The organism is Aquimarina discodermiae, from assembly GCF_040786235.1.
In the GTDB taxonomy this organism is placed as follows: Bacteria; Bacteroidota; Bacteroidia; order Flavobacteriales; family Flavobacteriaceae; genus Aquimarina.
Genome location: NZ_JBFMKP010000034.1, coordinates 1 through 15976, shown reverse-complemented (window position 1 = coordinate 15976; position 15976 = coordinate 1). Strand labels below are relative to the sequence as shown.

The following is a 15976-nucleotide window of genomic DNA, read 5'->3' as shown; positions in this document are numbered from 1 at the left end:
TCGGTAAGGGGTAGACCCCATGGTAAGAGGGGGTAATTATGAATTATGAATGATAATTAGTTGATGGTAGAGTGAAGTACTATGTATGATGTATAAAGTAACAAATAAAACATATTGTGGGCTGAGGCTCCGGAAGCCCAACTCTTCGAGAACCTCAGGGTTCGACATCAAGTGTATTAATAAAAATTTATAAACAAAAAACTTCGAGCAAAAAATAAAAAAATATCTGCAAAAAAAACTGTAGTTCAATACATTAAAAAATAGTTTCATTTTTTTTCAAAAAAAGAAGTAACACTTCATCGAGTTATAACATTCACTAAAGCAAAAAATACAAATCATACTATTTATGAGTTCAACAATAAAAACACCTAAAGTAAACCTTAATAAATGGCACTATGATCCCAATGCCTTTTCCGTAGAGGAAATAGATAAGATACATGCTCTGGCAGACACCATTCCGTTTAAAAAAGCAACACTTAATGCAGGAGGCAATGATCAGGATGATTATAGAAAAAGTGAGATAAAATGGCTTACCCCCCAAATAAAAGGGATTGGTTGGTTGTACAAAAAATTAACCGAACTCTGTATGAAGGTAAATGACTCCTTATGGCAATTTGAGGTTGATGAAGAGTTAGGGAACCTACAATACGGGGTATACTATAGTGATGGGGGACATTATGATTGGCACATGGATGTGGGTGGAGGAGTGACTGCCGGACGAAAAATCAGTATTGTCATACAACTTTCTGATCCAGAAGAGTATGAAGGCGGATTATTCGAAATGTTTGTAAATAAAGATGTGTTAGAATTTCCAAAGAAAAAAGGATCGATCACTCTATTCCCTACCTATTGTATGCATCGCGTAACTCCCGTAACAGCTGGTGAGCGTAGATCATTGGTATTATGGGTTACAGGAGCTCCTTTTAAGTAAAATGTTATTAGGTAGTTAGTATTAAGTATGGAATAGAGAGACTTTTTATGTAATGCAGAAATCAAGAAACAGGAGAGGAGAAACTGGACGAAATTAGAAAAAGAATAGTGATTAACTCTGCTCCCTTCTTTTTGAAGACGACATAGTGTATGCAATGGGCGAGCCGGAGCGTCGGAAAAGGATGGATGTTTGAGTAATGAGCAGTACGATTGAATATAGGATACCGGAAACTAAATGCTGGAAGCCAGAGGCTACTTGCTAAAAACAAAAAACATCTTACCACTTTATACTCACTACTAACATCTAAATACTATATCAAAAAACAAAAAATGCCAACAATCAAGAGATTTCCTTTTTTTAAACAATTAGATGCTATGGACTGTGGTCCGGCTTCTATAAAGATCATCTGTAAACATTACGGAAAGAATTTTTCTATGAAATATTTACGGGATCAATGTAATATCACCAAAGAAGGAGTCTCATTAAAGGATATCTGCCGTGTTTCTGAAGCGCTAGGATTACGCAACCTCCCTCTAAAAGTTACGTATGAGGATTTACTTAAAAAAATCCCGTTACCTTGTATTATTCATTGGAATCACTCCCACTTTGTAGTACTCTATAAGATGACTGCAAAGAAAGTATTTATCTCTGATCCACAAATGGGATTGGTGACCTATAACAGAGAAGAGTTTGAGTACAACTGGAAAAAGAATAACGAAAAAGGAATTGCACTGGTGATAGAGCCCAGTCCCAAGTTCTATGTCAGAGAAGAAGTCGAAACTCCCAATGCTTTTACGAATTACTTTTCTTATTTAAAACCTCACAAAAACTTTTTAACACAGGTGTTTTTTGGGATGGTTATGGGTATTGTCATCAGTTTAATTTTTCCTTTTATCACTCAGTCTATTGTAGACAAAGGGATTGAAACTGGGGATTTTGATTTTATTCACATCTTATTGGTTGCAACGATCATACTTACACTCAGCTCTGTATTCTCGGGATATATACAAAACCGAATGATGCTCTATATAGCAGATCGTGTTAATATTAGTATGGTATCCGATTTTATACAAAAAACCCTGCGGTTACCGGTTACCTTTTATGAGCGTAAAATGACCAGTGATATCCTAAATAGGATTAGTGACCATAGTCGTATACAGCAGTTTATCCTTAACTCTTTTCTGGGGATTATTATAGCAGGATTAAGCTTTATAGTCTATGCAATAATACTTGGGTATTATAGCACCTCCCTTTTCCTGTTTTTTCTGGGAGGAACCATTTTATATGTGTTATGGATTCTACTCTTTCTTAAAAAACGAAGAAAACTGGATTTTAAATACTTCGATAGCAATATTCATAATCAAAATGAGGTCATACAAATTGCAGAAAACAGTACAGAAATTAAGATCAATAATCTGGAACAGAAAAAGCAATGGGATTGGGAAAAAAGCCGCCTGGAAATTTATGACCTTAATATCAAGATGCTCAATCTAACTCAAACACAGAATATTGGTACCACCATTATCGACCGGCTAAAAAATGTGTTCATTACCTTTTTTGCCGCCAAAGCTGTTATCGATGGTGAAATGACTCTGGGAATGATGCTTTCTGCACAATATATCATAGGTCAGATGAATGGACCTGTGGGTAAAATGATCAGCTTTATACAATCTTATCAAGACGGCAAAATTAGTCTGGAACGGGTCAGTGAAGTGGTTTATGAGGAAGATGAAGAGCCGGTATATGAAGGTATAGAAATGTCAATACCCACAAATAAAAGTATCACGCTCAAAAATGTTTCTTTTACATACCATCCCAGTAGCCCAGAGGTATTAAAAAATATAAATCTAACCATACCAGAAGGAAAAATGACCGCTATTGTAGGGCAAAGCGGTAGTGGCAAAACCACATTGATGAAAGTATTATTACGATTATACCCTAATTATGAAGGACAAATTGCAGTAGGCACTACAGATTTTAAGAGTATTAACATTCATCGCTGGCGGGATACCTGTGGGGCAGTACTACAGGAAGGAAAAATATTTAATGATACCATCCTTCAAAACATCGTATTAGATACAGAAGACATTGATACAGATCGACTGCAAGAGGTCATTGAACTCACCAATCTTGGAGAGTTTATAGAGCAAACCTCGCAAAAACTATATACGATGATCGGCCAAGGAGGCAATGGAATTAGCGGGGGGCAAAAACAACGCATATTGATTGCCAGGGCATTATATAAAAATCCGGAGTTTCTCTTTTTTGATGAAGCCACCAACTCATTAGACACCAAAAATGAAAATGAAATTAGTAGTGGCCTAAATCAATTTATACAAGGAAAAACGTCGGTGGTGATCGCCCATCGTCTAAGTACCGTACGCAATGCCGATCAGATCATTGTACTAGACAAAGGGACCATTGTAGAACAAGGCACTCATGAAGAATTGGTCACCAAAGGAGGAACCTATTTTGGATTAGTAAGTAATCAACTAGAACTACAGGACTAAAAATTATGGAGCTACAAAATATAAACTTGCGAGAAGAACATTTTGGGGACATACACAATATGAAACCTGCATGGTGGATGCGTTGGGGAATCTTATCGGTTTTTATCATACTATTGGTGTTACTTACTTTAGGATATTTTATAAAATACCCAGATGTAATTCGCAGTGAGGCACGCTTAACTACCAATCACCCCAGTATCACGTTACCATTAAAAACCAGTGTACAAATACAACACATCAATGTTGCTAATGGGAGCCATGTAGCAAAGGGACAACCTATATTAGTATTGAATACTAACGGAAACTATACACATATTTTACAACTAGAAAAATCGATCACTGATTTTTCATTTAAAAGAGATAGCATTCTTACTTTTTTTGAACGTTTTTCGGAAAAAGAACTACAATTAGGCACTGAGATAGAAAATAGTTGGATTCGTTTTTCTAATGAGTTATTAGCGTATTATAAAATCGAAAAATTAGATATGTATGGCAATCAAATTGACTATCTGCAAAAGGAACTTGCCCGACAACAACAACTCAGAAGAAAGTATAGCACTTTAATACAAGTTGACCAGCAGGAGCAGCAACTGATAGATGCTCGATTAGCAACAGATGCCACATTGTTTAAGAAAGGGGTATTGAGCAAAATGCAATATAATGAAAGTCAACGCTCCCATCATACCAACAGCAAACAGTTACAACAAAACAATGTAGCATTGCAACGAATCGATCTCGAGATTACCCAATTAGAAAATGCCATTGCCAAGTATGATCATTCAGAAGAAGAGGATTTGTTAACATATCAACTGGGGATCAGAAAAGCATTACATGCACTGCGATCAGCCATCTATTCCTGGAAAAACGCCTATATGATTAGTTCTCCTATTGATGGTAAAGTGAACCATTTGCAAAACCTAACTGTTGGCAAATTTTATCAAGGAAATATCGTAGTGATCACTCCTAACGATATGACCTATTATGCAGATCTAAAAATACCTTTTAGAGGTGCAGGAAAAGTAGTAACAGGTCAACAGGTTATCCTAAAATTAAATGATTATCCCTATCGGGAATACGGACTGGTATCTGGTAGCCTACAAGAAATTGCCCTGGTAGCTGGCGAGGAATTTTATAATGCCAAGGTTAGGCTTGCTGATAATATGCAGTCTAGTTATCACAAAACCATCACCTTAAAAGAGAATATGAGCGGCATAGCAGAAATCATTACCGAAGACAGAAGCCTATTAGGAAGAGTGTTCGAAAAAATAATGTATGTATTCAATAAAGGATAAAATAAAGTAAAAAAACATATCAAACCCTAGATGTCACACTGAGCCTGTCGAAGTGATACCAAAGGGTAATCATAGATAAATAGATAAAGATAACATACAAAGAAACAAATATCGCTAAAAGCCAAAGACTAACAGCTAATTGCCAACAGTCTAACAGCTACTAGCCAAACATAAAATCAAGCTTGATCCGGGGGGAATCCGAAAAACCCTTAAAAACAGAGTAGGAATACAATTTATTAATATTTTTAAAAAATGAAATTATCATTAAATGAACTACAAGTAGATAGTTATGCTACACAAGTAAGTGAAAATGAATTGACAGATGTTAAGGGAGGCACATCGCTAGCTTGCCTTAGAGTTGCTGCAAAATGGTTAGCCGTTACCGCAGCAATTAGTGGATATTTAGATGAGGCAGCTAGAAATGCAGATCCTAGAGACCAAGCACCAGGCAATACCGGTATAGACGGTATATCTGATTTTGTTCACAATAGTGGCGGAATGAAAATTTAAATTAAATAGCTTAGTGACTAGAATAAAGTTTTATTCTAGTCACTATATTAAATGAATATTAGTCTTGCAAAAAGCTCTTCTTATGAAAAAAGTATTTAGCTATAGCTTTTATAGTGTAATTATAATAATAGCAATAAGTGTAATTTTAAAAATAGACTTTCTTTATAAAAAGGAGATATTTATTGTTTCATTAATAACTCTTATTATTACAGAGGTTTTTTACTTTTTAAAAAATAAAAAACCATAATAATAATTTTGTTTTTGTTGTTTTTGTCCTAAGCATTTTTTTGTCATTTGAACTATTTTGATAAAACAATCATACCTAATTAAACTCGGATTATTCGAGAGATCTTAAAGAATATGAATATTGTACAATTTGTAAAAAAAGAAACTAAAGAAATACTAGGTTTTGCTAAAAAACCTATTCAATATAAGGAACAAGATCCTTTTAAAGTAAATTTAAAACGACTGGGTATTGTTCTCGGTATTGACTTTATCCTCTTAAATATCATCACGCCTTTTTTTGGTGTGTTATCTTCTATGGGATTAGAAGAAGTTTTCGAAAATCATGAAATCGTAAAAATGCTTACTCAGTTTCCGATTTGGGTAACTTTATTTTTGGCTATTATAATTGTCCCAATTATAGAAGAACTAGTTTTTAGGTTTCCATTAAAATATAGGCAATGGATATTCAATATTCTAATACCCGTATATATTATTTGTATAGGGTGCTTTTTTATTGATTTTAATTCTCCTACAAATAGTATCACTGCTGTGGGTTTTATGCTTATCAGTCTCATTGTATTTGGGGTTTACAATCGTAGAATAACAGCAAGTATTGCACGTATTTGGAACCAAAAATTCAAACTTGTTTTTTATAGCACTGCCCTTCTTTTTGCACTGGTACATTTAACAAATTATCAACTATCCTTAACTGTAATTTTAGTAGTACCTATATTAATTCTGCCTCAGTTTATTGGAGGTATTTTGATTGGGTATATAAGACTTAGATCTGGATTTATATGGGGCATCCTATTGCATGCACTAAATAATGCAATACTGTTAGTGCCAATCGCATTAGGAATATCTAAAGCTTTTACAACGCTGGACATCAAAAACGATGCATATAGCTTACAGGTGCAAAAAACAACTGCCAAAGAAATATATGCTACAAAAACAGCCTTGTCTACAGATTCTATTGTTATAAAGAACCGTAGTTTTAAACAGTGCTTAGCACTACTATTAGATAAAGAAGAAAAGTATATCAAATTCGACAATTCATTCAGTTCTTTTGGGATGCCAGAACTTAAGGCAAAAATACCCTTAGATATATATTATTATACTATTTCTAATAAAGGGAAAGGAAATACTAAAAAACATGTATTAGATGAACTACAGAAGGCATATAATTTTAAAATAATAAAAGAGAACCAGAAGATAGATGTATTAAAACTTAGTACTATAGATAAGGGTTATAAACTTTCAAAATACAGCACTACAGACAGTTCTCATGATTCTAGCATCAACATTACTGATACCCATTTTATATATCAAAATGTTACTATTACTGGTATCATAAAAAGTCTAAATAAAGATGGAAATATCGAAAAAACTATAGTTACAGATATTGAAGATGCTATTCGATACGATCTAACCATTCCTAAAACCGGTATAAAAAATTTAAAGAAGTACCTGGATGACACCTATGGTTTAAGATTAATAGAAACCAAACAAGAGATAGAAATACTAGAACTAGAATTTGATTGATTTTGAAGGTAAGTTTTATGAAAATAGCATTATTACTTTTTATTTCTTTGAACTATTCCTGTATCAAAAAAGACAAGAATACTCATGAAACAGATTTTGATAGCGTTTTTAACACTATAAAAACAAAATCAATACAAGAAGTGGATTGGTTATCTATTTACAATAAAACTAAGGACTCTATTAGAGTTTTTAATTCTATAGATGACAAATATCGGGCTATAACATATACCTTAGACCAACTAGAGGATAGGCATAGTTTTTTTGCATACCCAAAGAATAAGCAGGTTTTCTCAAAACTAGATACTACTGATATCCCCGAGGTATGCCATTATATATTCGATCAAAACATCGCATATTTAAAAATTGAAGGATTTGGAGGCGATAAAAATCTTAACGATGAATATGTACTAAGCATTAGAAAAGCGCTTTATGATCTAGATAGACAGAAAGAGGTATCGGGTTGGATTATTGATCTACGTGATAACTTTGGAGGAAAGTTAGGAGGATTCTCTATAGGACTTGCCCCCTTATATAAAGACTCGATACTCGGTTTTTCTATGAACAACAAAAAAGAATTTATACAGCATAAGCTAAAAAATAACACCTATCAGTATGGTAACACAAAACTTGTCAATCCTTTAATAAACTCAAAAGATACTTTGTCTAATAAAAATAAACCGATAGCTATACTAGTAAACCAAAATACAGCCAGTCAGGCGGAGTCAATAACAATTCATTTAATAAGACAACAAAATACTCGAGTTTTTGGAACTAAAACTAATGGATTAACCACAGATATAGAGGTTTTTAATTTTGCGAGTGGCGCTATGTTTGGATTTAGTACAGCATATTGGTATGATCCTAATAAAAATAGAATAAAAGGCCCTGTTATTCCTGATGTGGATACTGAAGAAGATGACTCTAAAGATGTAGCTATAGAATGGATAAAACATACCACACACCTCATTAAATAAAAAAAATGAAATTACCTATAGATCAATCACAAATAAATGAGCAAAAACCTACCAAAGTAAAAGGAGGTCTTAACCGTTGGGTAGTATATTGTATGATAGCACTTATAGGAATTGTTGCGGGATATTATGCAGGAACTCTTAAAGCATCAAATGGCAGTAGTAATGTAGAAGGAATTTGTGAGCATGGATATAAATTGTCTGCGGAATGTAAGACCGGTAAAAGTCATTACTAATAAAAAAGATGGTATTCTATTAAGAGGTAAAATTGTAAAAATATAATACAAAGCGATTAATCAAATAAACACAAAAATGGAAGAAACTCTAAAGTCTTGTAAAGAGCTATTCTAAAATAACATAATCAACATATATGGAAACAACAATATTTCCTTACCTCTTCGGTAGAAGTGGTGGGGCAGAGATTTCTTTGCTTCAATTGTTAGAAGACAAAGAATGTGAACAACACAGTAATCGACTGATAAACAATAAAAAAGAAATTGATCTTGATAAAGAAAACCTAATCTCTTTATTGTTTGAGAAAATTGCCTGTTGTGAGGATGTTACGGTAAAAAAAGAGCTAATTGCTCTAAAAAGAGACCTTTATAATGATAGGGATATTACAAACTATTCTAAGTTGGTCACAGACAACGAACTCTTAGAATCATTACAGGCACTTATCTCTAAACAAAAGAATTACAAAGTCGCTTCACAAAAGTTTAAAGTAATTTTTGATACGGCATTCTACGCCACAATAAAAGAATTGAAAGACGGAACAGATCAATTCTTTTTTAGAAATGGGTTATTGTTTTCTTCTCACCTGGTAGCACAACAACTCGAAAAAAGCAACCTTGACTTTACCACCCTCAATAAAAAAAATAAAAGGTTGGTCTTATCCATAGTAAGATACCTTACGCGCAGTACTACCAAAACAACTCCTTTTAGTTCTTTTAATACCATCTTTTGGTCTAATGGAAAAGCAGTAAGTAAAGACGTAGAAGGAATTGTATGCTCTAAACTACAAGTCAATAATCTGTTTTTCTATTACCTAAAAAAAGAATTGCTACAATACCCTTCTTTTCGTCATCAATTAGAGGTAAAATGTAATGAGAACCTTATTGAGAATAGTACAACAACCTATCGATACTTTACCAATCAGGATAATAACGAATCCTTTAAAACACTAGGAAAACTACCTGTATTAGAATATTTGCAAAACTCTTTGTCTGACCAATCAAAGACGTATCGGGATGTTGTTAATCTTCTTATAGAAGCCACCGAATCTACTGAGCAACAAGTCATCCCTTTTGTCGAAAAATTGATTGTTGAAGGATTTTTGGTAGTACAATTTCCTATACACCATACTGATAGCGTATGGATACCAAAACTATCGAACTATTTAGAACAACAAATAAAGAATACACAAGACCAGTTATATACAGATATATTGCTCCTACTCGATACTATTCTAAAAACAATCACTTGTATTGAAGAAACTTTTGTGATCGATCAGAAAAAAGATGCCATAGAACAATGCTATCATAAAATACATTCCTTATTTATTGATCATCAATTTTCTTGTGAGTTATTCGAAAAAATGAAACCTCAAGATCTTTTTTATGAAGACACCTATCAGCAGCTTTCAGAAACCATTCCTGTAAAAAAACAAGCTATAATTGCCAAAAACATAACACAAGTATATAAAGCGCTTAATTGTATTCCGCAAAAAGAGTCCTTTCGATCTTTTCTGATTGCTATACTACAAGAACAACATAAAAAGACTATGCCATTACTCTCTTTTTATGAAGAGGTATATTTACCACAACAAGAAAAATTTACCTTTCACAAAGATCAAACCAATACATTTAATACCGCTTTTTCTAAACTAAAAAAGGACATTGTACTTTTTGGTGCACATAATAGTATAGATTTAGCATCTTATTTTTCAACCCCTATAGAAGAAAAAGAAATGGCATTTGGCGCCTACTTTCAGATCCTTAACAAGGATAGTGACCAAATTGTAATTAATGACTTATCCAGAGGAAATGGTGCTGCCATATCCAGATTTCTTAACCTGGCAGATGTAAAGGTTTCAGAAAACAGTAAAATATATATCCAGCATCAATACCCAAATCATCAAGTGGCTGAAATTAAGGATGCTTCTATACATAATACAAATAACTACCCTCCTTTGGCAAATCAGGTAATAAGTATTACAGAAGATACTTCGTTAGCGCAAAACTATCAGCTATTATCGATTGCTGATTTAACTGTAAAAGTGCAGGAAAATGATCTAATAGTAGTAGATAAAAATGAGCAACCTGTTAAATTATTAAACACCTCTATGGAGGGGATGAGCCGTAGGTCAAAGTTTATGCAATTTCTTGATGTTTTTGATACCACAGATATCACAGGATATAGTACTTTACTATACCTTATTATGAAATTATATACTGATATGCTAGACAATCAGGATATCGTAGTAGTCCCTAGACTTGTATTTGGTGATCATGTGATCGTACAACGAAAAAAATGGTTGGTCAAAAAAGAGGTATTTACCAATATGTTTTCTGAAAATAGGAATGAACGACATCTTATCTATCAGGAACTAAATTATTGGTGTACTGAGCATGGTATTCCTCAGGAAGTATTTATAAAAATCAAAGGTAAAAACCCTGATAACTCTCAGGATGATAATTATAAGCCACAATATATCAATTTTAAAACTCCATCACTGTTATTACTTTTTATCAATATGATTGAAAAAGGAAGTGATATTATTGAAATTACAGAAATGTCCCCCAATACTCCTTCTGTAAAAGATATGGGAGGGAAGGTACAAGAATATATACTAAACGTTAACCAATAAATTATGGAGCAGCAGCAAAATAACTGGGTCTCAAGCTATATCTTTTTGGATACAAATCTTGACACCCTACTTGTTGAGTTAATAGATCCCATGCAAAAAGAGTTAACCAGAAAGAAATGGATCATTTCTTATTTTTTTATAAGGTATTGGGAAGGAGGCTCTCATATTCGTTTTAGGGTAAAAGTTTCTGACTCAACCCCTACAAAAACGATAGAACAATATATACGTAAAAAAACGGAAGCGTATTTTATAGCAATCCAAAATAGTAACTATAGATTAGAATTTAATCAATATTTCCCTGAAACATCAAGATATGGTGGGGTCAAAACAATCACACTAGCAGAAAAGCATTTTAAAAAATCGAGTGATATTGTTCTTTCTACCTTAAAACAACATCAAGAAAATTGGGGATATAGCACTGCCATGGCAACTGCTATACAGTTACATATTATTGCTATTAAAGAATTAACCCATGGTAATATTAACGAAACGGTAGCTTTTTTCGAAACTGTTTGTAATAACTGGTTATCGCATTCGGTAAAAAAAATAAATGATGCGATTGATCCCAAAGAGGTAAAAAAAGTACTTCAATTTTTCAATACATCTTACCAGAACCAAAAAGATAAAATTGATAGTTTGTGTCAAGTATTATGGGCAGAGAATCATGAAGAATTAGTTGGCTGGAGCAATTTTTCTAAACATACTGCCAAAGGTCTAATAGAATCTTATGAATCTGAGGCGATAGAGATACCTCTATGGATGAATTTTGACAATATTCAGAACATATCGAAAAAGAATAAAGTTCTTTGGAATCTATATGATAGTTTAATCCATATGACCAATAATCGCTTAGGAATCTATTTAAGAGATGAATCTTTTATAGCTTTTTTAATTATGAAGGGGTTGCAAGCTCATTCTCAAAATAAAATTGTCATTTAAAATGTAGCAGGTAGAACAAAAAGATTAAACTTATAACCTAATCACTCAAAAACGTAACTCCTATGACCAAATAAATACCTAAAGGAAAAAATAAACTAAAACAAGCTACCTATGGAACATATGAATATATTCTACAGAGTATTTCATGAAGATTTGCAACCATTAGCTAATCAAAGAAGTAAAGAGTTTTATATTGATTATTTTAGGTCTATAGATAATGATACATTCATTTGTCAAGATAATATGGTGGATATAGAAAGTATGGATTACACAGGTTTAAAATATGCCTACTACAAAGAATAGGTCTGGAATTACTGACGTTAAATACAACATTACTAATAAAACGGTTTAAATAACTGGTGGTTTTATTGAACTTTTGGTTAGAAATTGAGGAATAAAAGCTGCCCAGTTCAATAAAGTGGTTCATTTATAATTTTACCAATTAACACTTATACAAACTGATATGCTATTTGGATACACATGCATAAGTGTCTTATCTACAAAGCTTTATTTGTTAAATATGTATTAAAAACACGTAATAAATTGAGGGAAAAAACAGCCTTTTAGTTTTTTTTATTAATTTAGAAGTAACGTAAAATCAAATAATTACCCCATACCTGAAGATTTCTTCGGGTATGGGGCTTTTTGTTTATTGAAAAAGCCAATCAATCTTATAATGAAAAAAATATTAATTTAAAAAATTATAAATATGGCACTAAAACCAGGACCTAAAAGGAAAGCTAAATCAACAGGAAAACCAGATAGAAGGCAGAGAGATAATAAAAATACTCCAGGAAACACACCAAGCTTGAAACCTTCTAAATCAACCAAAAAATAGTTTACAAAAATGTTAAACCAAAGGATGCTTTGTATTAAACTCCATGTATTAAGATTATGAAATCACAAATAATTTATGATGGGATATTTTTAAGAGTGGCGTTTGAAAGAATCAATGATTTGTTTGTACAATCTTGGAACACAACTCCTAAGACCATAGATTCTTTCAAAAGCGAATTATTGACTTATGTTGCATATTATAAAAAATACCAACCAACTAAATCCCTATGGCTTCACCAAAATTTTGGTTTACACATTGATGATGATACAAAAGTCTGGATTGAAAATAGAGTTAATATTCCATGTAAACAATATGGTAATCAAAAATTAGCTTTTGTAGTTTGTATTGACCTTTTAGTCCATCTTAATATTATAGAGACATTCGATAAAACTAAATCTGTAATTATTCCTAAACATTTTGCAACTGAAAAGGAAGCTCGGACATGGTTAAATAAAGAAAATATTGAACAATCCACAATAATTCCGTCAATATCAAATGATACAAAGGTTCAATTAGACAAAGTAGATGAAAGAGGTAATTGCATTATTAATATTAAAAGTCCAACTGGTACCATAACTAATACAATTAGATCTTTTAAAGGGTTATTAGGAGAAAAATCATTTAGTACCAAAAAAAAGAAGTTTTTTTCTTCTCTTACTTGTAGAGAGCGACAAATTTTATTTTTATATGCGTCTGGAGTAAAGCACAAAGAAATATCACTTAAATTACATATTTCTTTATACACTGTTCGTACACATTGGAGAAATATTAAACGTAAGCTTCAGATTACTTCTTTCAAAGATATTCTGGAATATGCACAGGTGTTTCAAGATTGACTTGTTCAAAATACTTACTAGTGGGTATTTTTTACAACTTCTTTAGCTTCTATTTTTGAAATAATCATAAGCCCCAAATTTTAAAATCATAAAGAGTATTCCAAGGACAATAAAACAATGGTTTAAACAATAAGCTTAGCTACGATTATAAACTTAAAAATAAATTGATATGAACACACATTACCAATCACTTCTCGTATTGTCACTTAGTTTTTTTTTATTACAAAATTCCTTTGCTCAAACTGATGAAAAATCAATACGAGACAAAGTTTTATACGAAATAACCACTGAAAATGAGAAAAAGACTTCAGAGTTAGAGAAGCAAATATCTGATTTAAACAGAAGTATTGTAGAAATTGATTCATTACTACAAGTACCGCAAAATAGTCAAAAACAAACTATTAAAAAGTTAAGAAAAAGGGTAGAATTTCTCGAGCTAAAAGAAGAAGCTGAAAAAAAGAAAGAACTAGAAATTTATAAGTTCAATTTTCAAACCGCAGTGATAAACCTAGTTTCAATGGAAAAAGAAATTAAACCACTTGAATTATTTGCGGCCAGTCAAGATTTTTATGCAGAGCTTAATTCAACTGCAAATCCAACTAAGTATAGTGGGTTCTCCGTGTGGTATTCGAAATTCAAAGTTTACTTAAATGATACAAAGAAGCAAGATGCATTTTTGAATATTGCAACAAATATTTTAGACAAAGCAGGTGATTTTTCTAAAGAATTTGGGATAACAGGAACTGTATCTGATATCCTTTTTTCGAGCGTTAGTATGTTCATACAAAGTTTAGGTGGAAAGAAAAAGAAAAAAATAAGAGAAGAAAGTGAAAAAATGTTCAGGCTAATTATGACATTAAGTCAATTTTCAACAGATAAAAACTTAATAGAAAATGAATGGGACGAGATTGAGAAACAATTAACAGAATTAAAAGAGCTTCAAGATACGACTTTAAATAAAACTCTAAATTTTCTAGGTATCAGTAAATCAGATTTTACTTCTTATTATATTAACGAAACCAATGCTATCCAATCATTAAACTATCTAAATCAAATAAAAAATGTTGCTGGAGAAAAAGTTGCTAAGAGGCGAAAAACAAAAGCAGACATTTGGAAGGACGAAATATTTTTGGAAATGAATACTGTCCAATCATTAAAAATTAGATTTGGTCAAACAACCACAAGCATAGATAGTAATATTCAACGATACAAGGGTTTAATAACTAAGTATAAAACTGATGATAACATTGGGAACAAAATATCGGGTTTGGAATCCAAATTGACTAGGTTAGATAACGCTTTTGATGATAATTTTAGACCTCAAAAATACGTTTCTGACGCCATTAGGATGTATAAGATTCATTAAAGTATTTTGATTACATAGCCTAATTTAAAATAACAATGCATCATATACTAAATGTTAGAACAAAAGTTCAATAAAACCATTTGCAACAATATCTGAGTGATCATAACAGCAAAGTGATGAATCAAATGATTGCGGTATTTTGTTAAGGCGCAATACTTTCAGAAAAGGAAAGTTATCAATCACTGTGCGGAAAAATCAAAAAGTAAAGTAACATTTTGCTCTGCTAAGACACATATGTTAAACATTAGCAACATAAAGAGGTATAATTAATAAAAATGAATGAATATATTAAATATGAGGTATGGGAAAATTATTGGTGTTTTAAGCCAGTAAATTCACTAGAATTTTCACATTTTCTAAAACTGGATTATTCCTCTTGGTCTAAAATTGATGAGATTCAAATTCGAATGGAATCCAATAAAAATAATATTATTCCTGAATCTAAACAAGTTAAAACTCTCGACTTCATCAATGAAAATCAGCCTAAAATAATTAGTTCAATTTTTGACTACTACCAAAAAGTAATTTTACCTGTTTATAAAGTTGCAACGGACATTGAAGATGAAGAAGTCGCAACTAACGAATCTGAGTTGTCACGTGTTCTTGGTATTCGGGGGATAGAAATTCCTGAAATCAACAATTATCAGTCCAATTATTTTCTTATAGAATTTGATTTTGGATATGACCCTGAACATGGCTTAAATATATTATTGGACAATTTAACACCTATAGATTTCTTCGGGGATGGAGAGAAGAATTATGATGTAATTGACTTCTATCAAAATGGCTTAAAAAATAATAATGGAGAACCGATTAAAGTTAACTTATATGAATTAAATGGAGATACGATATTTCAGAAATATTATCAATATGACGAATTGATAAACTTTGACTTAAAAAAAGGAACTTATAGAGCTTTTGTAACGTGGAACGGAATGGAGATTTGCAGAAATTTTCATGTCCCGAAAAATTTGACTCAATTTACTTTAAGAGAAATATTTACTTATTAATATGGACATACAATACTATCAGGGCAATTTCATTTAAAACCCTAAGATTTTTTCTCTGTATTTAGTATTCAACAATGCTTTGAGTCGTTTTTTGTTTTTACTTTTCTTGAAGGTTTGTTCTTGATTTAGAAGAGTTAATA

14 protein-coding genes are annotated in these 15976 nt (G+C 31.9%); all 14 read left to right on the top strand.

The genetic code is table 11. The annotated features are described in order from the left end of the window. Window positions 1-346: 346 nt before the first annotated feature. The 14 genes from ABW636_RS19065 to ABW636_RS19000 all read left to right on the top strand — a co-directional run bounded on the left by ABW636_RS19065 (window position 347) and on the right by ABW636_RS19000 (window position 15836). Window positions 347-931, top strand: a complete 585-nt coding sequence (locus ABW636_RS19065; protein ID WP_367591672.1) for a 2OG-Fe(II) oxygenase family protein — start codon at window positions 347-349, stop codon at window positions 929-931. Window positions 932-1260: 329 nt separating this feature from the next. Further along, window positions 1261-3441 carry a peptidase domain-containing ABC transporter gene (locus tag ABW636_RS19060; RefSeq protein ID WP_367591671.1) on the top strand — a complete coding sequence of 727 codons (2181 nt, stop codon included), beginning with the start codon at window positions 1261-1263 and terminating at the stop codon, window positions 3439-3441. Between the two features lie 5 nt (window positions 3442-3446). Continuing rightward, window positions 3447-4733, top strand: a complete 1287-nt coding sequence (locus tag ABW636_RS19055) for an HlyD family secretion protein (protein ID WP_367591670.1) — start codon at window positions 3447-3449, stop codon at window positions 4731-4733. A 252-nt stretch (window positions 4734-4985) separates the two neighbouring features. Beyond that, window positions 4986-5243 carry a hypothetical protein gene (locus ABW636_RS19050; RefSeq protein WP_367591669.1) on the top strand — a complete coding sequence of 86 codons (258 nt, stop codon included), beginning with the start codon at window positions 4986-4988 and terminating at the stop codon, window positions 5241-5243. A gap of 360 nt (window positions 5244-5603) precedes the next feature. Further along, entirely contained in the window at window positions 5604-7010 is a 1407-nt protein-coding gene (locus tag ABW636_RS19045; RefSeq protein ID WP_367591668.1) for a CPBP family intramembrane glutamic endopeptidase, read from the top strand. Between the two features lie 17 nt (window positions 7011-7027). Beyond that, window positions 7028-7984 carry a S41 family peptidase gene (locus ABW636_RS19040; RefSeq protein ID WP_367591667.1) on the top strand — a complete coding sequence of 319 codons (957 nt, stop codon included), beginning with the start codon at window positions 7028-7030 and terminating at the stop codon, window positions 7982-7984. 5 nt (window positions 7985-7989) lie between these two features. Next, a complete protein-coding gene (locus ABW636_RS19035; RefSeq protein WP_367591666.1) occupies window positions 7990-8217 on the top strand; it encodes a hypothetical protein in 228 nt (75 codons plus the stop codon). A 134-nt stretch (window positions 8218-8351) separates the two neighbouring features. Further along, window positions 8352-10847, top strand: a complete 2496-nt coding sequence (locus ABW636_RS19030; RefSeq protein WP_367591665.1) for a lantibiotic dehydratase — start codon at window positions 8352-8354, stop codon at window positions 10845-10847. Window positions 10848-10850: 3 nt separating this feature from the next. Further along, entirely contained in the window at window positions 10851-11786 is a 936-nt protein-coding gene (locus ABW636_RS19025) for a thiopeptide-type bacteriocin biosynthesis protein (protein WP_367591664.1), read from the top strand. 111 nt (window positions 11787-11897) lie between these two features. Next, window positions 11898-12089, top strand: coding sequence for a hypothetical protein (locus ABW636_RS19020; RefSeq protein WP_367591663.1), 192 nt, complete (start codon window positions 11898-11900; stop codon window positions 12087-12089). A gap of 406 nt (window positions 12090-12495) precedes the next feature. Beyond that, window positions 12496-12624, top strand: a complete 129-nt coding sequence (locus tag ABW636_RS19015) for a hypothetical protein (RefSeq protein WP_262711247.1) — start codon at window positions 12496-12498, stop codon at window positions 12622-12624. Window positions 12625-12680: 56 nt separating this feature from the next. Continuing rightward, window positions 12681-13460 carry a response regulator transcription factor gene (locus tag ABW636_RS19010; protein WP_367591662.1) on the top strand — a complete coding sequence of 260 codons (780 nt, stop codon included), beginning with the start codon at window positions 12681-12683 and terminating at the stop codon, window positions 13458-13460. Between the two features lie 169 nt (window positions 13461-13629). After that, a complete protein-coding gene (locus tag ABW636_RS19005) occupies window positions 13630-14826 on the top strand; it encodes a hypothetical protein (RefSeq protein ID WP_367591661.1) in 1197 nt (398 codons plus the stop codon). Window positions 14827-15101: 275 nt separating this feature from the next. Further along, window positions 15102-15836: a DUF6985 domain-containing protein gene (locus tag ABW636_RS19000; protein WP_367591660.1), complete on the top strand. Its 735-nt coding sequence runs from the start codon at window positions 15102-15104 to the stop codon at window positions 15834-15836. Window positions 15837-15976 lie beyond the last annotated feature (140 nt).